This is a genomic window from Psychrobacter sp. MES7-P7E (assembly GCF_002863645.1).
Lineage (GTDB): Bacteria > Pseudomonadota > Gammaproteobacteria > Pseudomonadales > Moraxellaceae > Psychrobacter.
On sequence record NZ_PJBU01000098.1, the window covers coordinates 1 to 24,017 of the forward strand.

The window sequence follows — 24,017 nt, forward strand, 5'->3', positions numbered from 1 at the left end:
GATATCACGAAGAGGTGTATGATCCTTATCAAATTGGAGGAAAGTATGTCATAGCAACTAGCGATCCAAAGGTTGGGTTGTATATGCACAGCTGTCAAGATAAGCATGCAGATCCAGGTGAAATTGATATAGGGGTGATTGACTTTAGGAATGGTGAAGCTGTAGAGGTGTTTACTAATGATGACAATAGTCTTTTAGGTAGGGACTTACATTCGGAGGATGGTTCTGAACCTTATGCGAAGTTTCATAAGTTTTTAGACAAAGACAATCCTGAGAATCGTGTCGAGATAGAGTACTATAGTAAGTTAGTTGCAGCCTACAGAGTGCCAGATTGGGAGAATGACTCCAGAGCTACATCCAATGCCTTCACTGATTATGTCTATAACATTGAAGTCGCCGATACTCATACTTATTTTGTAGGAAAAAAAAGGCATTTGGGTGTATGACGGTGAATTTTATAATAAATAATCTCAGTGAGTTGATAATATGAATAAAAACGTTCCAGGATTTGTCGCAGGTACATTGGTAACCCCAGTTCGGGATAAGGGCTCAAAAAAAGATAAAAAAAGAAGTCCAAAGTTGCTAAAGTAAGTTTACCAAGACCACTTAAGCAAAAAGGACTTCTTACATGGACAACCTAACCGAACTATACTGCCATATTGACGACTTTTATCAGCAATTCAAACCTGAGTTTGACGCTCATTTAATCGCAACGGGACACCAAAGGTTAAGAGCATGCCAGATAAGTGTAGCAGAGATTATGACCATCTTGGTACTGTTTCATCAATTACGTTATCGACAGTTTAAGGCGTTTTACTACCATCACATGCTTGGCATGATGAAACGGGCGTTTCCAAATCTGCCGAGCTACTCGCGATTTATAGAGCTTGTGCCGCGCAGTATCATGCCACTGTGTGCCTACTTGCAAAGCATGATGGGCGACTGTACGGGTATCAGCTATATTGATTCAACCAAGATAGCAGTTTGTCATAACAAGCGTATCTACCGTCATAAAGTCTTTAAGGGACTTGCAACCCGAGGCAAAAGCAGCATGGGCTGGTTCTATGGCTTTAAGCTACACGCCATTATCAATCATAAGGGCGAGCTTGTATCTGTTAAAGTCACTGCGGGTAATACGGATGACAGAGTGCCTGTTAAGGATATGGCAACGCCTGTGTTTGGCAAGGTGTTTGGGGATAGAGGCTATATCAGTAAAGCCTTAAACGAGTGGCTCACAAAACACAGTGATACCACGTTGATAACCAAACTTCGGCGTAATATGAAACCCCAATTACTTGAGCCTATGGATGAGGCACTACTCAATCATCGCTCTTTGGTTGAAACGGTGTTTGGAGAGCTTAAAAACTTGTGCCAAATCGAACACTCACGCCATCGTAGTGTCACGGGGTTTATCACAAACTTGCTGTCAGGTTTAATTGCTTATTGCTGGTTTCCCTATAAACCCACCATCAAAAATATGCCTCAGCAGGGACAGGTAGCCATATTGTAAATAGTATCAATGAGTTACAATGTGGCTTATCCCGAACTGGGGTTTGGTACATACGGATAAGGGTCTAGTGCCAATCCAAGATATCAAAGTGGGCGACTTAATTTTATCAAAGCCTGTACTCTTCAAGCCTGAAGATGGTAGCGGTGATATAGAGTATAAGCCTGTCATAAGTACGTTTACATCCCCGAAAAAGGAAAGAATCTTTAAAGTTGAATACTTTAACGAAACGGTAGCCAAGCAAGGTGAGAAGGGTAGAAACTATATCTTATGTACCAGCAACCACCCATTTTGGGTAACTCGGCAGCCTGAAGATTTAGAGGGTGAGTGGTTATCGGCGGAGCGTTTACCAGCTGGATATCTAACGTCTGCTCATGGTGATACGATTGCACTTGATGATTACTCGTTTATCCCTGTGCGTACCTTGCCGAACTATCCTGAAGGCTGTGCCTATCTACAAAGTATACAAGATAAAGACTTTTGGGAGGAAGATGGTCTGGTTCAGTTTGTGAAGTTTTCAGATAGTGGCTATCAGTTTGTTAGTTTAGCTAATACAGAAGAAGCGTTCAAAGAAGAAATTAAAACACTTAATTGGAAAACCTCTGATGCCAAGTTGCTGATCAATCAAAAAGCACCGTTCTTAGTTGACCCAGAGCTATATAAGGCTTTGAACATTCGTCTATTACAGGATAATGTTTCTTATACTCATTCAGTAGAAAGTTATATTGAATATGTAAACGCGCCTTTGATGTTTAATGGCAAGGTAATAAGAGAAAATAAGATTTCCGACGAATTCATATATAAGAATAATGTACGTGGAATTAAAAAATATGGTAATGCAAAAGGTTTAACAGAGGAAAGTATCCATGAGCAAATGGAGAATTACTATGACGCTTGCCCTAACTCTTATGAGGATCATGTCTATAATATAGAAGTCGCGAATCATCATACTTATTTTGTCGGGCATGATGCGGTGTGGGTACTGGACGCTAAAGAGCCAGCCAATTAACCAGCTCTTTAGTTTATATCAATAGAAAAGTGTTATGACTGGCTAGAAGGCTTATATCTTCATCATATTACTATTCTAAATCCCACCACCAATCCGCTCCGCTAACGCCTGTAATTTTGGCACGATCATCGCAGCATACTCATCCGCTTCCCAGTTAGCACTTGGCACACTGGCATTCAGCGAATACGCGTATTGTCCTGTTGCAACATCATAGACCCCGACCGCGACTGCCAGTATATCAGTAGAAAATTCCCCATCAGACACGGTATAGCCGTATTTTTCATAATGCTCTGCCGCACTGGCTAGGGCAGTTTGCGCATGGTTATAATCTTCAACAGACAAATTCTCTTGTAGATTACTAATGATGACCGCCTTTCTCGCTTGCGTACTTACCGCATAAAAAGCACGTCCAATGGCAGTGCGTGCGACAGGTACGGCGGAGCCAACCTGCAAGTTGACTGATAGGCGAGCAGGACTACGGCAACAGGCGTGATAGCGCATTTCTCCTTCGACTTCGGTTGCCAAATTCACCGATACTTCGTTTTCACTAGCGAACTGTCGCAGTAATGGCTCAGCGTATGCCACCATGTCATGACGACTCCATGCGGTCGCACTGAGACGTACTGCACTACTGCCCAGTTGATACTGTCCGTGCTCATTAGTACGCAAAAACCCAAGCGTGGTCAAGGTATGAATCAGGCGACTAATGGTCGCTTTTGGCAGTTTGGTCATCTGACATAGTTGCTGATGGGTAAGGCGCTCATGGTGTTCAAAGGCAGCCAGTATAACCAATCCACGACCTAGTGCCGTCACAAACTGTCGATCGTTCTCTTCCTTGCTTTGACCCATCAGGTGATCCATTCGTCCGAGTAGTGGAGTAGCTGTTGATAAGGGTTTCGTCATTTTATACTCATCTTTTTTTGATAAAGGTTTACAGGGCAGCGAAAGTTTGGTTAAATGGTTTTAAATTATGAAACTAAGTTTCGCACAGCGGAATAATAAAGTCAATGACTTGTTAGACCAAATGATATATCAATCACTATTCGTCAGTCAGGATGACTGATACCAAGGAGATCCACATGGCAACATCTACTAGCCCACGCTTTGATTGGGAAGATCCTTTTTTACTACGTGACCAGCTCACTGAAGAAGAGCGCATGGTCACCGACAGCGCGCGTCAGTTTTTTCAAAAAGAGCTGATGCCTGGCATTATCGAGGCTAATCGCAACGAGAATTTCGATCGTAATATCATGCGTCAAATGGGTGAGATGGGCTTACTTGGTGTCACGATTGAAGGTTATGGCTGTGCTGGCTTATCGAGTGTTGCTTACGGTCTGATTGCCAAGGAAGTGGAAGCCGTTGATTCGGGCTACCGTTCAGCGATGAGCGTGCAATCAAGCTTGGTTATGCATCCTATTTGGGCGTATGGTACAGAAGAGCAAAGAGAAAAGTATTTGCCAAAGCTTGCCACAGGTGAGTATGTAGGCTGCTTCGGTCTGACTGAGCCAGATTCAGGATCTGATCCTTCATCGATGTCTACTCGTGCGCGCGCTGTGGATGGCGGTTATGAGCTGACTGGCAATAAAATGTGGATCACCAACAGTCCTATCGCTGACGTATTCGTCGTGTGGGCAAAAGACGATGCTGGCGAGATTCGCGGTTTTGTTTTAGACAAAGGTATGAAAGGATTATCTGCGCCGAAAATCGAGGGCAAGTTCTCATTACGTGCGTCAGTTACGGGTGAGATAGTCATGGACAAAGTGTTCGTTCCTGAAGCCAATGCTTTCCCAGATATCCGTGGTCTAAAAGGGCCATTTGGCTGCTTAAATAAAGCCCGTTATGGTATCGCTTGGGGTTCGATGGGTGCGGCTGAATTCTGCTGGAAAGCCGCCCGTCAGTACACGCTCGATCGTAAACAGTTTGGTCGTCCGCTAGCGGCAACGCAGCTGGTACAGCTAAAGCTTGCCAATATGCAGACAGAAATCACCTTAGGTCTACAAGCAGCGCTACGGGTTGGTCGTTTGATGGATGAAGACAACGCTGCGCCTGAGATGATTTCACTCATTAAGCGTAACAACTGCGGCAAGGCACTTGATATCGCTCGTATCGCTCGTGATATGCATGGCGGTAACGGTATCTCTGATGAATTCCATATCATTCGTCACGTGATGAACTTGGAAGCCGTCAATACTTACGAGGGTACACATGATATTCATGCGCTTATCCTAGGCCGTGCACAGACAGGCATTCAAGCGTTCTTTTAAGCGTTTTTAGCTAATAATTTTTGATACAACTGTATTTTATGACGTACGTTACTGCTTGGCTTTTTATCAAAAGAGCATTAACAGTAGCGTACGTTTTTCAGTTGTTATTCAGGATGTAATTGCTAAGTAGTTACATCCTGAATAACAATTTTATGATTAAAAAGTCAAAAAATACGCGACAGAGTAAGGGAATCTCATGACAGATATGTTTGATATGGCTAATATGCCAAAGGGCGCATTGCATGGTATCAAGGTGCTCGATTTATCGAGAGTGCTGGCTGGCCCTTCTTGCACACAAGTACTTGCTGATCTGGGTGCCGAAGTCATCAAGGTTGAGCGTCCTCATATCGGTGATGAGACGCGTCATTGGGCACCGCCAACATTCAGCGATGATACCTCTGCTTATTACGCTACCATTAACCGCAATAAAAAATCGCTGACGGTAGATATCACTATGCCGACAGGGCAAACCATCATTAAACAGCTAATCGCTGAGAGTGATATCTTGGTTGAGAACTTTAAAGTCGGTGGCCTGAAAAAATACGGCTTAGACTATGACAGCCTAAAACAGTCCAATCCGCGGCTGATTTATGCGTCATTGACAGGATTTGGTCAGACAGGGCCAGATGCCAAGCGCCCTGGTTATGATTATATTATCCAAGGATTATCAGGACTGATGAGCATCACAGGCCCTAGTGATGGCGAACCGCACAAAGTTGGCGTGGCAGTCGTCGATTTATTTGCAGGTTTGCAGCTAACGATTGGTATTCAGGCGGCACTGCTGGCGCGTCAAAATACTGGTGTTGGTCAACACGTTGATGTGGCGTTGCTTGATAGTGCGCTTGCCATGCTAGCCAATGTCGGCATGAATCATTTGGCATCCGATAAGATACCGCCAAGGTTGGGCAATCAGCATCCTAATATCGTGCCGTATCAAGTATTTGCGGGCGAGGGCGAGCAGCACTTTATTTTAGCCTGTGGTAATGACAGTCAGTTTGCCAAACTGTGTGAGGTGCTAGCAGTTGATTGGCATACCGATGAGCGCTTTGCGACCAATCCACAACGCGTTGCCAATCGCGAACTGCTGTGCGGTGAGCTGACTAAGCATTTTACTAATCAGCCACGCGCCTATTGGCTAGAGGTTTTAGACCAAGCAGGTATTCCATGCGGTGCGATTCATAACGTGGCTGAAGCCCTGGCCATGCCGCAAGCGCAAGCAAGGAATATGATTGTTAATTTCACCGAGCAAGGCAGTCCAGTACGCGCACTTGGTAACCCTATCAAGTTATCCGCATCACCAGTCAGCTATCGCACGCCGCCACCGCAGTTGAGCGAGCATACTGATAGCACACTTGCTAAACTGGGCTATGACAGCGAGATGATCGCAAAGCTAAAAGCCGATGGAATTGTTTAGCAGAATTTTTTGGATTATATTTTTTAGACCTACACTGGTATTTAGTCCTAACGCTACCTTTCAGCGTTAGGATTGAAGCCTAAATGCTGCTCAATTTGCTCCGCCAATTCAATCAATACCGCACTGACCTCAGCCCGTTTAGACTCATACTCTCCTTGCAAAAAACTCACTGCCATACCAGCGACCGCATTGCCTGATGCATTACGGATGTAAGTGCCCAAGCAGTACATCCCATCGCGCAACTGTCCATCATCGAGAGACACTCGGCTTTCTTGTATCGCTGCAAGCTCAGTTGCCAAATCGGTAAAATTCTTGACCCCATACTGGGTCATCGGCGTCGGAAACGTGTCTTTGTATAATGATTTGATACTGTCCATCGACAACGTGGATAGCATGGCTTTGCCTGTCGCAGAAAATACGGCAGGTACGCGAACGCCTGCACGAAAAGTAAAGCCAAGCGGCGCAGGTGACTCATGACAAGCCAAAAATACCACTTCGCCCAAATCAAGTTTTGACAAGGTAACAGTGTGCTGAAGAAGTACCGGATACTGCACAATCAAATCTTTAAATAACTGCACCACGCCTTGCTGCTGCTCGTACTTACCTGCCCAGTACATCAAATATGAACCCAAATAAAAACGGCTTTCAGGGTCTTTGTAAATGACATGTTTGGACAATAGACTCTGCAAGATATTGTGAGTGGAGCTACGTGGTAGCCCAAGCTCTTTTGCGATATGAGCCGCTGTCAGAGGCTGTGAGCTATCAGTAATCAAGTCCAAAATCTGAAACGTTTTGTCTAGCGCAGGCACGGCAGTCGAGCTCATAAGTAACCTATAAAAATAAAAGAAAATCAGAAAATACAAGATAATTTTTAAAATAATGAGAATAAGGGTTGCAAATCGCGTCATATCGTTCTTATAATGATGTCTCGTATATAGAATACGTGTTCAGTATATTGAACAAAAAAACAATTATCAATCATTATCTCATGATTACTATTATATCCACTCTTATAAACATACCTATATGACAAGGAGCGTCAACATGTCACACGCGCTGCAGTTATCAAATCCAGATTTACTCAAACAATCTTGCTTCATTAAAGACGGCTGGCATGCTGCTAGTGATGAAGCTGTGCTTGATGTCAACAATCCTTTTAATGGTGAGCTCATTGGTACTGTACCAAGTCTCACCACAGAAGATGTTAACGAAGCCGTTGCTTACGCTCATGATTTCCAAGCAGACTGGGCAGCAAAAACAGCCAAAGAGCGTGCAGAGTTATTGCAAAAATGGGCTGATCTAATCGATGCCAATAAAGAAGATTTGGCCATCATTATGACCGCTGAGCAAGGTAAACCGCTGACTGAATCACGTGGTGAAGTAGGTTATGCCAACAGCTTTATCCGTTGGTTTGCCGAAGAAGGCAAGCGCGTCTATGGTGATGTGATTCCTGCCAATAGCACACAGCTACGTCATGTCGTTCTTAAGCAGCCAGTCGGTGTTTGTGCTGCTATCACGCCTTGGAACTTCCCAGCTGCGATGATCACGCGCAAAGTTGCTCCTGCACTAGCAGCAGGCTGTACGATTATCGTCAAACCTGCTACCGAGACACCTTACTCTGCATTGGCACTAGGTGTATTGGCAGAGCAAGCGGGTATTCCTGCTGGCGTCATTCAGGTCGTAACCGGTAAGTCTTCTGTCATCGGCGACATCCTAACGGGTGATGCACGCATCCATAAACTATCATTTACAGGCTCTACAGAAGTAGGTCGTACGCTGATGGCACAATGCGCGCCAACTATTAAGAAGCTATCGTTAGAGTTGGGTGGCAATGCGCCATTTATCGTCTTTGATGATGCCGATCTAGAGAAAGCCGCTGCTGGTTTAATCGCTTCTAAATATCGTAATGCTGGTCAGACCTGTGTCTGTGCCAACCGCGTATACGTGCAAGACAGCATCAAAGATAAATTCTTAGACGTATTTGTCAAAAAAGTCGCTGAATTAAAAGTAGGTAACGGCCTAGAAGAGGGTGTCGATATTGGTCCTCTTATCAACAAAAAAGCGTTAGATAAAATCCAAGCCTTGCTAAAAGATGCTCTGGATAAAGGCGCAAAACTGGTCACTGGTGGTAGTGTCAATGACGCATCAGAACTGACTTATAACCCAACGGTTATTACAGATATTAGCAGTGATATGGACATCGCCTCTGAAGAAATCTTCGGACCGATTGCGACCATCTTTACCTTCAAAGACGAAGCAGAAGTTATCCGTGCTGCTAACGATACTATCTATGGCTTGGCCGCTTACTTCTATAGTAGCGACTATGCCCGCTCATGGCGCGTTACCGAAGGTCTTGAGTACGGCATCATCGGTCACAACACGGGTTTGATTTCTACAGAAGTTGCCCCATTTGGTGGTGTGAAGCAGTCTGGCTTTGGCCGTGAAGGCTCAAAATATGGTATCGAAGACTATATCACGACCAAATACTGGTGCTCTGATATCACCTAATAGCCATAACCTAATTAGTTGGCTTAATAACTAGCAAAGTAACAGTTAGCAACGCATCAACTAGCGCAAATTTTTAGATGTCTGTGGTGTTTTGAGTCAAACAAGCACCATTTGATATCTACTGAGTACAAAGACAAACATCAAATAAACCGCCAATCTCTAGATGGCACTTATGTTACGAACAAAGAAAAGGACATTCCCATGACTACCAATCAATCATTACTTGAGCGCCGCAAAGCTGTTTTACCAACAGGACTTGGGGTTGCCTTTCCTATTTTTGCAGAAAAAGCAAAGAACTCAGAAATCTGGGACATCGAAGGCAAGCGCTATATCGACTTTGTCGGTGGTATCTCAGTATTGAACACGGGTCACAGCCATCCAAAAATCACTCAACGTGTCCATGAGCAGCTAGACAAGTTTACGCACACTGCGGCGCAAATGATTAATTACGAATGCTATGTGGATCTGGCTGAAAAGCTATGCGAAAAAGCGCCTATCAGCGGCGATACTAAAGCGTTCTTTTTGACCACTGGCGCAGAAGCGGTTGAAAACTGCATCAAGATTGCTCGTGCTAAAACCCGTCGTCCAGGCGTAATCTCTTTTGTTGGTGGCTGGCATGGTCGTACCATGATGTGTATGAGCCTGACAGGCAAAGTATTACCATACAAAAAGAACTTTGGCCCGATGCCAGGACCAGTATTCCATGCGTTGTTCCCTGCAGAAGAGCTGAACGTAACAGAAGCGCAAGCGCTACATAGCCTTGACATGATCTTCCAAGCAGACATCGATCCTAGTGAAGTGGCAGCAATGATCGTTGAGCCAGTCCAAGGCGAGGGTGGTTTCCATCAAGTAACGCCGTCATTCGCTAAAGCGCTACGTGACATCTGTGATGAGCATGGCATCGTGCTTATTTTTGACGAAGTACAGTGTGGTTTTGCGAGAACCGGTACCTTGTTTGCAGGTGAACAGCTAGGGGTTGAGCCTGATCTAATGACTGCCGCGAAGAGTTTGGCTGGTGGTTATCCTATCTCTGCGGTCATTGGGCGTGCTGACATTATGGATGCGCCGCAAGTCGGTGGTTTGGGTGGTACTTATTCTGGTAACCCACTGGCTTGTGTGGCCGCACTTGCAGTTATGGAAGTGATCGAAGAAGAGAACTTACTTGAGCGTAGTATCGAGATTGGCAATGCCATTGCTTCATTCTTAAAAGGCTTGAACCTAAGCAGTATCGGTCATATCCGTCATAAGGGCGCTATGCTAGCGTTTGAATTGATTGATAGCGAAGGCAAACCTGATGCTGCCGCTGCTGCCAATCTAAAAGCAGAATCATTTGAGCAAGGTTTGCTACTAGCGTCTTGTGGTATGTATGGCAATGCCATTCGTGTGATGGTGCCATTGACGGTTGAAGATGAAGTGCTACAAGAAGGCCTTGATATCATCAAAGGTATTCTAACGGCATAAGCAATACTGAGTGTTATTTACTTTAGCGATGGAGCGCTTTTAACCAAGTACAGCTAGTTCAAGTACCGATATTGGTTAAAAGATTGTATGAAAGATAACGGCAAGGGTTGCCCTTATAACACTCGCTTTGAGTGAGTTTTTTAACGGCGCCTTGCAAGTCAAGACGCCGTTTTTGTTTTTGCTGTTTGAATACTATACCGACGGCAAATACAAGTTTTTCGGCGACGCGACAGACACAACAAACATGATGGGTATGATCCCATGAAACAAAAATAGTGTAGCTGTAACAGGCTCACACGGATGAAACACAGACAAGGAGTAGTTTATGTCTGAATTAAAAAAGTCGCTAGGGGTGTTCGATATCATTGCACTGGCATTCGGTGCAATGGTCGGTTGGGGCTGGGTTGTACTGGCAGGTAGTTGGATCATCTCGGCAGGTATATGGGGCGCAATTAGCGCCTTTTTAATAGGCGGTCTGGTAGTCGTATTGATTGGTGTGACGTATGCTGAACTTGCGGCCTCCATGCCAATTACTGGCGGTGAGCATACTTATACCCATCGAGCGTTAGGAGTCAATGTCTCCTTTATTTGCTCATGGAGTATTTTGTTTGGTTATTTTTCCGTCGTTGCTTTTGAAGCAGTAGCACTGCCCACCGTCGTCGAATACATTATTCCTAATTATAGCCAAGGGTATCTTTGGAATGTTGCTGGCTGGGATGTTTACGCCACTTGGGTAGGCGTCGGGATGCTTGGCTCAGTGATTGTTACTTGGCTGAACATACGCGGTATGGAAGTCAGTGCGTGGTTCCAAAAAACAGCAGTCGTTGGTATTTTCTGTGTAGGTATATTACTGTTCGTGGGTGCGTTACTGTTTAGTCCTGAAACTTCTAATACCGTACAAGCGCCTAACTTTATTGGCGGTATGGGTGGCATCATGACGGTGATGGTGATGGTACCGTTCTTGTTCGTTGGCTTCGATGTCATTCCCCAAGCTGCAGAAGAAATCAATCTATCTCGTCCGAACATCGGTAAGTTTTTGATTGTCTCTATTATTATCGCGGTGCTGTGGTATGTAGCAGTCGCTTGGAGTGTGGGCAAGACTTTACCGCTATTACAAGCACAAGACTCAACATTGGCAACGGCTGATGCGATGACAAATGCTTGGAATGGCAAATGGGCTGGTACCTTGCTGGTTATTGGCGGTGTGCTGGGTATTTTATCGAGCTGGAATGCGTTTCTTATCGGTGGTAGTCGTCTGCTATATGCTATGGGCAAAACGCACATGTTGCCACAGTTTTTATGCAAACTGCATCCGAAATATAATACGCCCGTCAATGCGATTTTATTAATCGGTGGTCTCGCGACACTTGCGCCATTATTTGGTCGTAAAATGCTGGTGTGGATTGTAGATGCTGGCGGGTTCGGTATTGTTATTGCTTATACTTGTGTGGCTCTTTCATTCTTAGTGCTGCGCTACCGTGAGCCTGATATGGTACGTCCGTTTAGAGTACCAGCAGGTAAATTGGTTGGTATTATCACTATTATCTTGAGTCTTGGTATGTTGGCACTATATCTACCAGGTATGCCATCAGCACTTGTCGCTATTGAGTGGTGGATTTTCCTTGGCTGGATCGTACTTGGTGGGGTATTGTACGGTTATGCTACGATGAAGAATCCTGGTAAGAGTAAAGACATTATGGATCATGAACTGCGCGAGCTAAAAACGGCTAACCAGCAGTGGTTAAAAGAAAATCCATATAAAAAGTAGACTTACTTTAATTACCTTTCATAAAAAAGCCTAACGTCAAACGTTAGGCTTTTTTTATTTAACTAAGGTTTTAATCTATTAAGACTTATCACGAATCAGTTTATAGTTTAAGAATTCAGTGATACCAAGTGTGCCAAGCTCGCGACCAAATCCTGAACGTTTAACGCCGCCAAATGGTGTGTTTGCTTCCGTACCAGAAGGTGCGTTGATCGTGACCATGCCCACTTCCAATTTGTCAGCAATGTCAGCAGCTAGGGCAGCATCTTGCGTTTGGATAGAGGCACCAAGACCGAAAGGCACATCGTTGGCAATCTTGATAGCATGGTCGATATCATTTGCTTTATAGACGACTGCTACAGGACCAAACAGCTCTTCACGATATACATCCATGGATTCAGTTACACCTGTCAGTACCGCAGGCTTAAACCAAGCACCAGGCTTGTCTTTGTCCATGCCGCCTTCTACTAATACTGTCGCACCTGCTTGGATAGCACTGTCTAACTGCGCTTGCAAGTTGACCGCAGCGGCTTTTGATGACATTGGGCCAATAAACGTATCTTCTTTAAGCGGGTCGGCCAAAGTCATGTTGCTGACCGCATTGGTAAAGCCTTCGACGAATTTGTCATAGACGGATTCAATGACGATCAAACGCTTGGCTGCGTTACAGGCTTGTCCAGTATTACCAAAACGACCAGAGATAGCGCCTTGTATCGCTTGTTCGATATCGGCATCGGCTGCGACGATAAAGGCATCTGAACCACCCAATTCTAAAACGACTTTTTTGAGTGCGCCGCCAGCTTCTTTTGCAACGGCTTGTCCAGCGCGCTCAGAGCCAGTGAGTGAGATACCTTGTACACGCTTGTCATGAATAATAGTCGCTGCCTGCTCGTTGGTGGCAAAGATATTGTTATAAACACCTTCAGGTACGCCGACCTCTTTGAACATATCAGCGATAACTTCTGCAGTCTTAGGGCATTGAGGCGCGTGCTTTAAGATAATAGTATTACCTGCCATAAAGTTTGGCGCGACAAAACGTGCCACTTGATAATGTGGATAGTTCCACGGCATGATACCGAGTAGAACGCCAACAGGACATTTTTCTACCGAAGCTGATCCTGAGTCAACGTCAATGGTATTCGGCGCGAGTAGCTGCTCAGCATTGTCTGCATAGTAACGATAGATCTCAGCGACCAGACCGATTTCACCCTTGGCTTGTGCAACGGGTTTACCCATCTCACCCGCCACGATACGAGCCAGCTCGTCTTGACGCTCAAGATAGATATCAGCGATTTTATGCAGTAATGCACTGCGCTCATTTAATGGCACTTTACGCCAATCTTGATAAGCGGTGTCGGCTTGTTCAATGACTTGCTGGATATCTTGTTCAGTGGCGGTAGGGTAAGTGGCTTCTAGTTCGCCAGTGGCTGGATTGTTGATTTGATAATCGCTCATACTTTTTCCTTATTTTTAGCGTGTTTTTGGGTTTAAAATCCATTTTTGGGTTTATGCTTATACTTTCAGTTGCTAATAAGTGCGATTTATTAGGGTTCATTCTATACCAAGCGGCGTGTTTTAGAGTGACGCTTTGGTTACAGGTTATTGCTGGGTAATACAATGAATATTACCGCCGCCATAGACAATCTCTTTTGTGCGTACTCCCACTACCTGATGCTGCGGAAAGATTTTTTCAAGCTGCTCGATGGCGAGTGCATCATTTATATCATCATATTGCGGTACGATGACCGCGTCATTACAAATCAAAAAATTGGCATAGGAGGCGATACAAACATCACCCGTTAGGCGAGGTTTGGTATCATGAGATTGGAGAGTGTCTACAGTGGTTAATTGTCTTCAGTTGTTTCTGTCGTATCGACATTATCCGTTGCCTTCGATTTTTCTTTGGTTAGCTTTATTTTTGGATTTTTAGCAACAGGTTCGATATTTTTCACAGCGACATTCAGGGCAGGTTTAGATGCTTTTTTTAAACTGCGTTTGATGCGTCGAACCGCAATAGCATCTGCTTCGGCTTGTTCTTCGGCAAGCGCCGCATCATGTAAGCTTTGATAGACTTCAAGCGTCTTTTCAATCATCTCACGCATGGTGAATTTGTTGGTCATTTCAGGACGCGTCACACTTTCTAACTGATTTCTAACCGCTTTACAAAGCGCATTGGCATTGTACTTTTTTACCAGTCCTTGCGGGTAGAGCGGTTGTAAAATCTCGCTAAAGGCAGCTTGATCCCAACCAATAACTGGCGTACCTAGATGTATGGCTTGTAGGGCATTGATACCGATTGACTCGGGCTCATTAGCAAGTGCCATGACAATATTGGCCGCCGATAGCCATTCTCGCATATCATTGCGCTTGCTACCCACATAGGTAATGCGTTCAGCTAAACCTAAGCTATTAGTACGTTGGCGAAAATCTTCATGAGCGACATCGCCGTCTTTATAGTCTTCATCCATAATAATGACGTGAATATTTGGGAATTGCTCTTGCAGGTTACCCAAGATATCGATGAGCCACTCTTGCCCGTACTCATTACCGATGACAGTTGGGAATACGAGCCATTTTTTGTGCTCAAGCTCAGGGTATTCAGCAAAGGTATGACGTAACCAATAAACCGACGGATTATGACGATAAGGGTAGCGCCGAGTATCGATACCACGATAGATACGCGTGATGACTTTAGGATCTACGTCTTCGATGCGCAGTCCTTTTTTTAAGTATTGAGTGACACTATCAGATACGGTGATTATCGTATCAACATTGAGTAGGGCTTGAGAATATTTATTGATTGGATAAAAACCATACATGGTCGAGACCAGTTTGGGAAAACGTCTAACGCGAGCACGGCGCAGTGCCAAATGCAATATCCATGCAGGGGTACGTGAATGTACATGAATGACATCAGGTTCGTACTTTTCTATCAAATGCCGCAGTGCAGAGACTTGCAATAGCGATAGCCAGGACTTTTTATTCACGTGCAGCTGATGGTATATATTGCCATCACGTTTGAGACGTCTAACCAAGTCGTTGTCTTCATCGGCACTCGAAACAATGATAGAGGTGTGCTCATTTTTGACCAATGCTCGCCCAAGATGAAAAATGCCGCGCTCGGATTCATCATGCTTTAGAGACGACAGTAAGCGCATAACTTTCATAATAGCGTTGGTCACCGGTTAGTAATATCAATTTGCTATTGTCAGTTAAAAGCGATTAAAACTCAACCATCAAGATAAAAAGATGAGGTCAGATAGGGGGTTTTTAGACTATATAAGCGTAAGACGTGGATTAATAAACACCAAAAGCCGTTAGCGTCGTTTTTGTAAGTGCTCAGCATTGGGCAGCACTTGTTTTTCACTCAAGTATTTCCAGTAGCGCTGCGGGAGATATTGCTTATGCAGCTTAGGGTTTTTGCGCTCTTTGATATTGACGTTGGTAAAGTAACCTTGCCAGAACTTTTGATAGCGCTGCTCATCAGGACTATGGATGCTGGCAGGATTGCGTAGTACCGCATCATCGAGGTCGGTGATGGTTTGCAGCTTTGCTGGGCGTGATGGTGTGCTATTACTTTTATCATAATAGATGCCATAGCCTCGCGTTAGATCATAGATCGCCCAGTGTTGATCTTGATAGCGCTGACGAAAGTGCTCTCCAATCAATGGCAGTACATTAAAATCAGGCTCTACACGTGCAAAATAAATATCATCAGCCGTATGCTCAAAACGTACAAACGCTTCCATACGGTGTTTCTCACGGCCGACCGATTTGACTGTCTGCACCAGCTCAAGCACGTCCAAATTACCCAAATCCTGCATGATCTGACGGCTAGGGTAGTCGATGGCGTATTTGACCACACGAAACAATGTTGTGCCAATATCGTCCTTCTCTGATAAAAAACCCCACAAGATATTTCGCATACCTGATCGACCCAATAAGGTATTTAATTTGACCAACACGCGCTCGGCTTTATCCTCATCAGTTGCCACGTTAGTTGCCTGAGCGATGAGTGAGGGCACATAGCAATCTTGAGCAGTTAGCTTTAGTGACATATCGTTTTGTAGACGATTGGCATAGACATAAAACACCGCACTCAGCCAACCTTCAAAGCTAGGCTCATACAGTACAATGCTAGGCGTCAATTGACTGACAGCGTAAGAGTCATTTTGCATAAGTGTTGACATGTTTTATCCTACATTTCTATCATAAATACAGTAGCGAGATAGCAGGTTTTTTAACACATGCTATCTAGAGCCATTCTAAAATAAAGCCAACTGCCCACTACGCTGATCGTTAAATTTGGTTTGCGTTTGAGCCAATACATACTGACGGAAATTATCGCGTGTTAGATGTGCAAGGTGTTCGTTTTTGCCAGTGGTCGCGATGAAGTATTTAGCACGATTGACCGCAGCGCCCATCTTTTTTAGATGGTATAGCGTCAATTGATTGAATTTACGTGCTTTGATGATTTTTTTAGCAGTCTTTGTACCGATACCTGGGATACGTAGAATCATCTCATAAGTCGCTGTCTGAATATTGACTGGGAAATGCTCGCGATGGCGTATTGCCCAAGCCAGTTTTGGATCGCAGTCTAAATCTAAGAATGGTGACTCCGGCTCCACAATCTCATGCGCACCAAAACCATAAAAACGCATTAACCAATCTGCTTGATACAGACGATTCTCCCGTACCATCGGCACAGGCGTTCCAATCGCAGGCAAGCGATTGTCAGAGAGCATAGGTACATAACCTGAGTAATAGACACGCTTGAGATCATACGTTTTGTAGAAGTGACTCGATAGCTGAATCACCTGCAAGTCAGTCTCGTTACTCGCACCAACAATCATTTGGCTGGTCTGACCTGCTGGCGTGAACTTAGGCGCTTTTTTATGAGTTTTACGGCTTTCACGAATGGTGATGATTTCCTCTTTTACCGTCTCCATCGGGGCTTTTAATTGGTCATGTGATTTCTCTGGCGCAAGCAACGCCAACCCTGATTTGGTCGGAATCTCGATATTGACGCTCAAACGATCCGCATATAATCCTGCTTCTAGCAGCAGTTCTTTTGACGCACCTGGAATGGTCTTTAGATGGATGTAACCATTAAAGCGTTCGCGCGTACGCAAGAGTTTGGCGACTTCGACCAGTCTCTCCATCGTATAGTCACCACTTTTGAAGATACCAGAGCTGAGAAAGAGACCTTCGATATAATTACGGCGATAAAACTGCATGGTCAAATCGACGACTTCTTCGACACTAAAAGCAGCGCGTGGCGTGTCATTACTCTTGCGCGAGGTGCAATAAGCGCAGTCGTAAATGCAGTGATTGGTCAAAAGAATCTTTAACAAGCTGACGCAGCGACCATCTTCGGTATAACTGTGACAGATACCCGTTGCTGATGCATCGCCTAATCCGCCGCCTTGGTTTTTACGAGTACCAGCGGAGGATGAGCAGGAAACATCATACTTGGCAGCATCAGCCAAGATATTGAGTTTGCCCTGTAATCTTTCATAATTGATGTTTGCCATAAGTCGCGTTTTACCAATTAATTGATGAAAGACTATTTTACCAAAATACTCATTAAGTCATTGTATTAATAGGAGAATTCTAAAAACAACACGACAAATAGTGTCGTATGATTCATGTCTAATATAGTAAACAGTAGTTTGAGGTTTATTTAAAGGCTAAACTCTGTGGCTTAATATATTCACTTTTTAAGGGTAAATATAGATTTTTTCAAACATTCCATAAAAGGGTCTTTTAGAGAAATTTTATGCTCAAAAAATTTAAAGAAAAATCAGCGTCTCAAAAGTTCGATACGTTTCTAAATGTCTCGTTTATATCTTTTTTCATTGCACTCAATTTTTTGGAATGGCAGGGTAGAGATTTTCCGCAGGAGTCGGAGCTACAATACAGTGAAGGAATTATCACTGATAAGGGATTTAGTATAGCCTTGCAATCTATCGAAAATCCTAAACAAATAACGCTTTACGGCTGTAGCTATAATGTATTTGGCTTTATTAATACTGGGTCATGTATGGGTCCTACATACCTTGAACCTAGGCTTGGCAAGTACGCAAGAGTTGGTTGGTACTATCAGCCCAATTTTTTAGGCGTATCGAATAATTTACCGCAATTAGTCAGCTTAGACATTAGAGAATCAGAGGAAGATCTGCAAATAACTTACGAAGATACCAAAAACCTAATGTTCGATCAAAACATGATAAGAGTGCTCACTACGTCAATCTTTGGTTTTGGTTTTATCTTTTTTATGACAAAACTTAATAATCTAATTAATCGGCCTATTCTGTATAAAGAAAAATGATCTTCTCTAAAAGCTCATCTATTTCTGCCACTGCATCAAGCATTTATATCCTAAGCTTAAAGCAGTGCTTTACCACACTCAAAACCAAGCCGCCGACACAAAAAAGGTCTTGTCGACTAGCTGACTAGTCCACAAGACCTTTTACATATACCGATAACCGTTAAATAATAATACGCGACAGTTTAATGTTTATTGAACCTTGGCACGTATGACCACGGTTTTGGCCGCATTGGCGTCAAAGTTCACCAAGTTCCATTTTAGACCAGAGTAGTTTTCTTGGGCAACCACCGTATTGCCAACTTGCTGAATGGTTTGATAGCTGTCTCCGCCAGTGGTAGCAAGTGTCGGCAGAGGACTATTCAACGAGACTAACTGGACGCCACTTGGTAATGAGATCATGGCGTTGATGTCATTGACTGGCTGTGCCGTGGTATTGGTATAAGTGGTGTGATACTCGATCACGTCACCAGGGTCAATATGATTGGCAGGAACGGCAACTTCACGTCCATCAGCATTTTTTAGAATTTTTATCACTTTGGTATTGGCATTGACCACGCCAGGCGTACTAAAAGTCGGGGTCAATTGCAAGGTATCTAACGTGGTCGTCGTTGTCGTTACTTGATTGGTCACTGGCTGCTGCGTAATCACTGGCGGGGTGACATTAGTTGCGACAGGTAGTACTTGTGTCACGCTGCTGGCAGGCGTAGTAATCACATCTACTTTAGTGACTTTATTGGTAATAGAGTTAGTCACTGGTACGCTAGTAACGGTCGTCGTACCTTGGACAACAGGAGACTGACGCATGACATAGCGTGGCACAGTGGTCACCTGAGTTACCGCGTACGGCATGCCGTCTTGCATGATGATACCGTTTGGCGTCGCCGTAATCGTAGCAGTTTTGCCATCAGAGTATTGCTCAACAACAGTGGTGCTACCGCTCGCAGATGAGCTAATGGCAATCTCAGGGGCAGCATTGGCCGATGATGCGACCAACATGATACCTGCTAGAATTGCAGGTATAGTTGCATTTTTTGCCATAGTTGTTTTAGCAGTTGATGCTTGAAAACTATTGTTCATAATCATAAAAGACTCCTCAAAAATAATAGTAAGTAATACAACAATAGATAATGCTTAGATGAACAAAACCCCCGCTAAATGACACCGAAAAATATGCCAAATAACGAGGGTAGTAGTGCTGATATTAGCCTATGTATGCGATCAGACCATCATTATTTTTAGTAAGAGCGCAGCAGTGCTAACTTGTATAAAAGCTATTCAATCTTAAATATTTCTTATTGAATAGGCTTAATATTGAAGCTGTTGTGCCCTTAAACTCAAATAATTATGCGCCAAAACAAATCATGGATAAAAGCAGCATTATGTAACCGAAATGGTATAAATGCTATTTATGTGTAGTACGGCTTTCATCTATGGAATTGCATAACTAAGTCGCTAGTCACAATCATTTTCATAAAAACTATTATCTAAAAGTCATTTCTCGAACTGTCTATCTTTGAGAACATCAAAATTCTAGATTAGAACGCAGTGTAGTTATTAGTCGTATATAACTTTCATGACTTCATATTCAACCACGCCCTTTGGCGTTTCGATGCGCACTTCGTCACCTTCGAACTTACCAATCAGACCACGAGCGATTGGTGAGTTGACTGAGATTTTGCCAGCTTTAAAGTCAGCCTCATCATCACCAACGATTTTGTATTGTTTTTCTTCTTCGGTGTCCATGTTTTCGATCACGACGCTGACACCAAACACGATACGGCCTTCTTTTGGCAGTGTCGAAGGATCGATGACTTGAGCGCCACCAAGTTTGGCTTCGATATCACGAATACGTGCTTCACAAAAACCTTGTTGCTCACGGGCAGCATGGTATTCAGCATTTTCTTTCAAATCGCCGTGTTCGCGTGCTTCAGCAATCGATGCTGTGATGCGTGGACGGTCGACACTTTTTAGCTGTTTTAATTCGGCTTCTAGAGCCGCGTGTCCTTGCGGAGTCATTGGGTAACGTTGCATGTTTTTTCCTTAAACCAATAACACCACACCACCTCATAATGAGATGGTGTCAGTGTTGTTGCAATGGATATAAAATATAAAAGAGTGATAATTAAGACGATGTAATGAATAAGTTGGCCATCATTTATGAGTGTATCTCACCTAAATTCAAGCATAGTCGCACTTAAGCTTACGTAATAAAAAGCATAGTCGCAATTTAGCCACTATGCTTTTTAGGTCTATCACGGTAAAGGTATCGTTCCTCAAGCATGGTTGGCTATATTTAAAGCAAACAACGATACTTGAGTGAGCTTTTAGGCAAGCCTAACGGTTATGCTTAATCTACTGAAATTATTCAGCCACGTCAATAGACTTTGCTTGCTCATGCAAATCTTGTAACTTATAGACATCAAACGGTAAGTCAATCGCGTAAGATTTGCAGACGGCATCAGCGGCACCTAACGTGGTGACGTAGAATACTTTGCCCTGTAGCGCACTACGGCGAATAGAGAACGAATCCTCTTGAGCTTGCTTACCTTCAGTAGTATTGATGATAAGGTCGATTTTGCCGTTTTTCAAGGCATCAACGATATGCGGGCGACCTTCAGTGACCTTGTTGATTTGCTGACTTTCGATACCAGCGTCGCTCAGTACTTTTTGCGTGCCAGTGGTCGAGACAATCTTAAAGCCAAAGTCTGCAAGCTGACGAGCAATCGGAGCGATTTGGGCTTTGTCACTATCACGAACTGAGATAAAGACCGTTTTTGTCTCGCCTTCAGTCGGTAGACCTGGCAGACGCTCATTACTACCGATAATGGCCTTGTAGAATGCTTCGCCAAAGGTTTTGCCCACGCCCATAACTTCGCCCGTTGATTTCATCTCAGGACTCAAGATTGGGTCAACACCTGGGAACTTGGCGAATGGGAATACCGCTTCTTTGACCGCATAGAATGCTGGGACAATCTCAGTAGTAAAGCCTTGATCTTTAAGCGAAGTGCCAGCCATACAGCGAGCAGCAACCTGTGCTAACGAAGTACCGATACACTTAGAAACAAACGGTACTGTACGTGCAGCACGTGGGTTCACTTCTAGGATATATACCGTTTCACCTTTTACCGCGAACTGTACGTTCATCAGACCGATAACACCTAGCTCTTTTGCCATAGCGACTGTCTGTGCGCGCATCACGTCACATAACTCTTTAGACAGTGAGTATGGTGGCAGTGAGCATGCTGAGTCACCTGAGTGAACGCCAGCCTGTTCGATATGTTGCATGATACCGCCGATGACGACATCAGTACCATCACATACACAGTCTACGTCGACTTCGATAGCATCATCTAAGAAACGATCTAGTAGGACAGGCGCTTCGTTCGATGCTTGTACCGCAGTACGTAGATAGTGTCTTAGCTCGTCTTCGTTATAGACGATTTCCATCGCGCGGCCACCTAGTACATAAGATGGACGTACAACCAATGGATAGCCTACATCTTTTGCTTTAACCAAACCGTCTTCTAAGCTGGTCGCTAGAGCGTTTGATGGCTGTACTAAATTCAGCTGCTGAATCATGTGCTGGAAGCGTTCACGATCTTCGGCACGGTCGATTGCATCTGGGCTAGTACCGATGATTTTAACGCCTGCTGACTCTAGTGCACGAGCAAGTTTCAATGGCGTTTGACCACCGAACTGTACAATCACGCCATCAGGGTTTTCAATACGGACGATTTCTAGCACGTCCTCTAACGTGATTGGCTCAAAGTATAAACGGTCAGAAGTGTCATAATCGGTGGAAACCGTTTCAGGGTTACAGTTGACCATGATGGTCTCGTAACCATCTTCACGCATGGCAAGCGCTGCATGTACACAGCAGTAATCAAACTCGATACCTTGGCCGATACGGTTAGGACCACCACCGATAACCATGATTTTCTTTTTGTCTGTTGGATTCGCTTCACATTCGCTATCGTACGTCGAGTACATGTAAGCCGTGCTAGTAGCAAACTCTGCTGCACAGGTATCAACACGCTTATAGACTGGATAGACGTTTAGATCCCAACGCTTTTTGCGTAGCTGCTTTTGTGAGATACCAAGCAATTTAGCCAAACGCAAATCTGACAAGCCTTTACGTTTAAAGCTACGTAGATTTTTCTCGTTCAATCCGCCAAAGCCAAGTGATTTCACGATGTCTTCAGTTTTCACGATGTCTTCGATTTGTACCAAGAACCATGGGTCAATCTTGGTGTAATTAAATACCTCATCGACACTCATACCAACGCGGAATGCATCAGCAACGTAGTAGATACGATCAGGTGTTGGAATGGTTAAGCGATTGATGATTTCGCTACGTGCTTTTTCAGCACTGACTTTTGATAAGTCGATTTGCTCATCGAAACCATCTGCACCTGTTTCCATACCGCGTAGTGCTTTTTGCATAGACTCTTGAAAATTACGACCAATCGCCATCACTTCGCCGACCGATTTCATCTGCGTCGATAGGATGTTGTCCGCTTGTGGGAATTTTTCAAAGTTGAAACGCGGTATCTTAGTGACGACATAATCAAGTGCAGGCTCAAAGCTCGCTGGCGTTTTGCCACCCGTGATATCATTTTGCAATTCATCTAGCGTGTAACCAATCGCCAGTTTTGCCGCGATTTTGGCAATCGGGAAACCAGTGGCTTTTGAGGCGAGGGCAGACGAGCGTGATACACGTGGGTTCATCTCGATGACAACCATGCGGCCCGTATCAGGATTGATACCGAACTGTACGTTTGAGCCACCCGTTTCTACACCGATCTCACGCAATACCGCGAGTGATGCGTTACGCATGATTTGGTATTCTTTATCCGTCAAAGTCTGTGCTGGCGCGACGGTGATTGAGTCACCAGTATGCACGCCCATTGGGTCAAAGTTTTCGATGGCACAGATGATGATGCAGTTGTCGTTTTTGTCACGAACCACTTCCATCTCGTATTCTTTCCAACCAATCAATGATTCATCGATGAGTAGCTGATGGTTTGGAGACAAATCAAAACCGCGCTCACAAATCTCGATGAACTCATCGCGGTTATAAGCGATACCGCCGCCTGAACCGCCCATGGTGAATGATGGACGAATGATACATGGATAGCCCATTTTTTCTTGAGTAGCAAAGGCTTCTTCCATGGTTTCAGCCGTTTCAGCGCGAGGGCACTCAAGGCCGATACGCTTCATGGCTTTATCAAACAAGTTGCGGTCTTCTGCCATTTCGATTGAGTCTTTGGTTGCACCAATCAACTCGCAGTTATACTTGGTCAATACACCGTGCTTGTCTAGTTCTAGCGCACAGTTTAGTGCTGTCTGTCCGCCCATCGTTGGCAAGATGGCATCAGGACGTTCTTTGGCAATGATTTGCTCAACGGTTTGCCAAGTAATCGGCTCGATATAGGTCGCGTCAGCCATGACAGGGTCGGTCATGATGGTCGCTGGGTTTGAGTTGACCAAGATGACGCGGTAGCCTTCTTCTTTTAGTGCTTTACACGCCTGTGCGCCTGAATAGTCAAACTCACACGCTTGGCCGATGACGATAGGGCCGGCGCCAATGATAAGAATGCTTTTTATGTCGGTACGTTTTGGCATAGTTCGAGCTACCTTCGTTTGGATGATAATTTGAGTAATCTTTATTTTTGATAACGCTCATGGCGTTTTATACTTGCAGTGCTTGATTTAATGCCGCTTGAACCGCTATGGACAATTCAAGCGTTTACTTATT

The 24,017-nt window shown here is 44.3% G+C and carries 17 protein-coding genes and 2 pseudogenes; 9 read left to right on the top strand and 10 right to left on the bottom strand.

Annotated elements, in window-relative coordinates:
* From CXF62_RS08030 to CXF62_RS08040, 3 genes and pseudogenes are all read left to right on the top strand, one after another.
* Nucleotides 1-446 (top strand): annotated as a pseudogene (locus CXF62_RS08030) (hypothetical protein); the annotation flags it as partial.
* Nucleotides 447-628: 182 nt separating this feature from the next.
* Nucleotides 629-1,510 (top strand): IS982 family transposase, encoded by an 882-nt coding sequence (locus tag CXF62_RS08035; protein WP_102093779.1) that lies wholly within the window; start codon nucleotides 629-631, stop codon nucleotides 1,508-1,510.
* Between the two features lie 19 nt (nucleotides 1,511-1,529).
* Nucleotides 1,530-2,516, top strand: a complete 987-nt coding sequence (locus CXF62_RS08040) for a hypothetical protein (protein WP_102093781.1) — start codon at nucleotides 1,530-1,532, stop codon at nucleotides 2,514-2,516.
* Nucleotides 2,517-2,591: 75 nt separating this feature from the next.
* On the opposite strand, the gene CXF62_RS08045 is transcribed toward CXF62_RS08040, so the two are convergent.
* A complete protein-coding gene (locus CXF62_RS08045; protein ID WP_102093782.1) occupies nucleotides 2,592-3,419 on the bottom strand; it encodes an IclR family transcriptional regulator in 828 nt (275 codons plus the stop codon).
* Between the two features lie 176 nt (nucleotides 3,420-3,595).
* Here CXF62_RS08045 and CXF62_RS08050 point away from each other — a divergent pair, with 176 nt between their 5' ends.
* The gene (locus CXF62_RS08050; protein WP_102091151.1) at nucleotides 3,596-4,780 is read left to right on the top strand and encodes an acyl-CoA dehydrogenase; all 1,185 of its coding nucleotides are present in this window, start codon (nucleotides 3,596-3,598) and stop codon (nucleotides 4,778-4,780) included.
* 205 nt (nucleotides 4,781-4,985) lie between these two features.
* The gene (locus tag CXF62_RS08055; protein ID WP_102093822.1) at nucleotides 4,986-6,194 is read left to right on the top strand and encodes a CaiB/BaiF CoA transferase family protein; all 1,209 of its coding nucleotides are present in this window, start codon (nucleotides 4,986-4,988) and stop codon (nucleotides 6,192-6,194) included.
* A 53-nt stretch (nucleotides 6,195-6,247) separates the two neighbouring features.
* Here the strand turns inward: CXF62_RS08055 and CXF62_RS08060 are convergent, their stop codons facing one another.
* Nucleotides 6,248-7,018 carry an IclR family transcriptional regulator gene (locus CXF62_RS08060; protein ID WP_102093784.1) on the bottom strand — a complete coding sequence of 257 codons (771 nt, stop codon included), beginning with the start codon at nucleotides 7,016-7,018 and terminating at the stop codon, nucleotides 6,248-6,250.
* Between the two features lie 220 nt (nucleotides 7,019-7,238).
* On the opposite strand from CXF62_RS08060, the gene CXF62_RS08065 reads away from it, so the two are divergent.
* The 3 genes from CXF62_RS08065 to CXF62_RS08075 all read left to right on the top strand — a co-directional run bounded on the left by CXF62_RS08065 (nucleotide 7,239) and on the right by CXF62_RS08075 (nucleotide 11,931).
* Entirely contained in the window at nucleotides 7,239-8,702 is a 1,464-nt protein-coding gene (locus tag CXF62_RS08065) for an NAD-dependent succinate-semialdehyde dehydrogenase (protein WP_102093785.1), read from the top strand.
* Nucleotides 8,703-8,903: 201 nt separating this feature from the next.
* Complete coding sequence (gene gabT, locus CXF62_RS08070; RefSeq protein WP_102093786.1) at nucleotides 8,904-10,163, top strand: 4-aminobutyrate--2-oxoglutarate transaminase; 1,260 nt, start codon at nucleotides 8,904-8,906, stop codon at nucleotides 10,161-10,163.
* 325 nt (nucleotides 10,164-10,488) lie between these two features.
* Entirely contained in the window at nucleotides 10,489-11,931 is a 1,443-nt protein-coding gene (locus CXF62_RS08075) for an APC family permease (RefSeq protein WP_102093787.1), read from the top strand.
* A gap of 78 nt (nucleotides 11,932-12,009) precedes the next feature.
* Here the strand turns inward: CXF62_RS08075 and CXF62_RS08080 are convergent, their stop codons facing one another.
* From CXF62_RS08080 to CXF62_RS08100, 5 genes and pseudogenes are all read right to left on the bottom strand, one after another.
* The gene (locus tag CXF62_RS08080; protein ID WP_102093789.1) at nucleotides 12,010-13,383 is read right to left on the bottom strand and encodes an NAD-dependent succinate-semialdehyde dehydrogenase; all 1,374 of its coding nucleotides are present in this window, start codon (nucleotides 13,381-13,383) and stop codon (nucleotides 12,010-12,012) included.
* Nucleotides 13,384-13,527: 144 nt separating this feature from the next.
* Nucleotides 13,528-13,719: pseudogene (locus CXF62_RS08085) on the bottom strand (agmatine deiminase family protein); the annotation flags it as partial.
* 53 nt (nucleotides 13,720-13,772) lie between these two features.
* The gene (locus CXF62_RS08090) at nucleotides 13,773-15,095 is read right to left on the bottom strand and encodes a glycosyltransferase family 4 protein (RefSeq protein WP_102093790.1); all 1,323 of its coding nucleotides are present in this window, start codon (nucleotides 15,093-15,095) and stop codon (nucleotides 13,773-13,775) included.
* A gap of 150 nt (nucleotides 15,096-15,245) precedes the next feature.
* Nucleotides 15,246-16,118, bottom strand: coding sequence for a TIGR03915 family putative DNA repair protein (locus tag CXF62_RS08095; protein WP_102093792.1), 873 nt, complete (start codon nucleotides 16,116-16,118; stop codon nucleotides 15,246-15,248).
* Nucleotides 16,119-16,193: 75 nt separating this feature from the next.
* A complete protein-coding gene (locus tag CXF62_RS08100) occupies nucleotides 16,194-17,462 on the bottom strand; it encodes a putative DNA modification/repair radical SAM protein (RefSeq protein WP_102093793.1) in 1,269 nt (422 codons plus the stop codon).
* Between the two features lie 245 nt (nucleotides 17,463-17,707).
* On the opposite strand from CXF62_RS08100, the gene CXF62_RS08105 reads away from it, so the two are divergent.
* On the top strand, nucleotides 17,708-18,259 hold the full coding sequence (locus CXF62_RS08105; RefSeq protein ID WP_102093794.1) for a hypothetical protein: 552 nt from the start codon (nucleotides 17,708-17,710) through the stop codon (nucleotides 18,257-18,259).
* 189 nt (nucleotides 18,260-18,448) lie between these two features.
* Here CXF62_RS08105 and CXF62_RS08110 read toward each other — a convergent pair whose 3' ends face one another.
* The 3 genes from CXF62_RS08110 to carB all read right to left on the bottom strand — a co-directional run bounded on the left by CXF62_RS08110 (nucleotide 18,449) and on the right by carB (nucleotide 23,884).
* Nucleotides 18,449-19,342, bottom strand: a complete 894-nt coding sequence (locus CXF62_RS08110; protein WP_228153199.1) for a hypothetical protein — start codon at nucleotides 19,340-19,342, stop codon at nucleotides 18,449-18,451.
* A 471-nt stretch (nucleotides 19,343-19,813) separates the two neighbouring features.
* Nucleotides 19,814-20,290 carry a transcription elongation factor GreA gene (gene greA, locus CXF62_RS08115; RefSeq protein ID WP_057760725.1) on the bottom strand — a complete coding sequence of 159 codons (477 nt, stop codon included), beginning with the start codon at nucleotides 20,288-20,290 and terminating at the stop codon, nucleotides 19,814-19,816.
* A 330-nt stretch (nucleotides 20,291-20,620) separates the two neighbouring features.
* Nucleotides 20,621-23,884, bottom strand: coding sequence for a carbamoyl-phosphate synthase large subunit (gene carB, locus CXF62_RS08120; RefSeq protein ID WP_102093796.1), 3,264 nt, complete (start codon nucleotides 23,882-23,884; stop codon nucleotides 20,621-20,623).
* Nucleotides 23,885-24,017 lie beyond the last annotated feature (133 nt).

Coding starts and splice junctions, on each gene's coding strand:
- CXF62_RS08035 (WP_102093779.1), top strand. CDS start 629: ATGGACAACCTAACCGAACTATACTGCCATATTGACGACTTTTATCAG.
- CXF62_RS08040 (WP_102093781.1), top strand. CDS start 1,530: ATGTGGCTTATCCCGAACTGGGGTTTGGTACATACGGATAAGGGTCTA.
- CXF62_RS08045 (WP_102093782.1), bottom strand. CDS start 3,419: ATGACGAAACCCTTATCAACAGCTACTCCACTACTCGGACGAATGGAT.
- CXF62_RS08050 (WP_102091151.1), top strand. CDS start 3,596: ATGGCAACATCTACTAGCCCACGCTTTGATTGGGAAGATCCTTTTTTA.
- CXF62_RS08055 (WP_102093822.1), top strand. CDS start 4,986: ATGTTTGATATGGCTAATATGCCAAAGGGCGCATTGCATGGTATCAAG.
- CXF62_RS08060 (WP_102093784.1), bottom strand. CDS start 7,018: ATGAGCTCGACTGCCGTGCCTGCGCTAGACAAAACGTTTCAGATTTTG.
- CXF62_RS08065 (WP_102093785.1), top strand. CDS start 7,239: ATGTCACACGCGCTGCAGTTATCAAATCCAGATTTACTCAAACAATCT.
- gabT (WP_102093786.1), top strand. CDS start 8,904: ATGACTACCAATCAATCATTACTTGAGCGCCGCAAAGCTGTTTTACCA.
- CXF62_RS08075 (WP_102093787.1), top strand. CDS start 10,489: ATGTCTGAATTAAAAAAGTCGCTAGGGGTGTTCGATATCATTGCACTG.
- CXF62_RS08080 (WP_102093789.1), bottom strand. CDS start 13,383: ATGAGCGATTATCAAATCAACAATCCAGCCACTGGCGAACTAGAAGCC.
- CXF62_RS08090 (WP_102093790.1), bottom strand. CDS start 15,095: ATGAAAGTTATGCGCTTACTGTCGTCTCTAAAGCATGATGAATCCGAG.
- CXF62_RS08095 (WP_102093792.1), bottom strand. CDS start 16,118: ATGTCAACACTTATGCAAAATGACTCTTACGCTGTCAGTCAATTGACG.
- CXF62_RS08100 (WP_102093793.1), bottom strand. CDS start 17,462: ATGGCAAACATCAATTATGAAAGATTACAGGGCAAACTCAATATCTTG.
- CXF62_RS08105 (WP_102093794.1), top strand. CDS start 17,708: ATGCTCAAAAAATTTAAAGAAAAATCAGCGTCTCAAAAGTTCGATACG.
- CXF62_RS08110 (WP_228153199.1), bottom strand. CDS start 19,342: ATGATTATGAACAATAGTTTTCAAGCATCAACTGCTAAAACAACTATG.
- greA (WP_057760725.1), bottom strand. CDS start 20,290: ATGCAACGTTACCCAATGACTCCGCAAGGACACGCGGCTCTAGAAGCC.
- carB (WP_102093796.1), bottom strand. CDS start 23,884: ATGCCAAAACGTACCGACATAAAAAGCATTCTTATCATTGGCGCCGGC.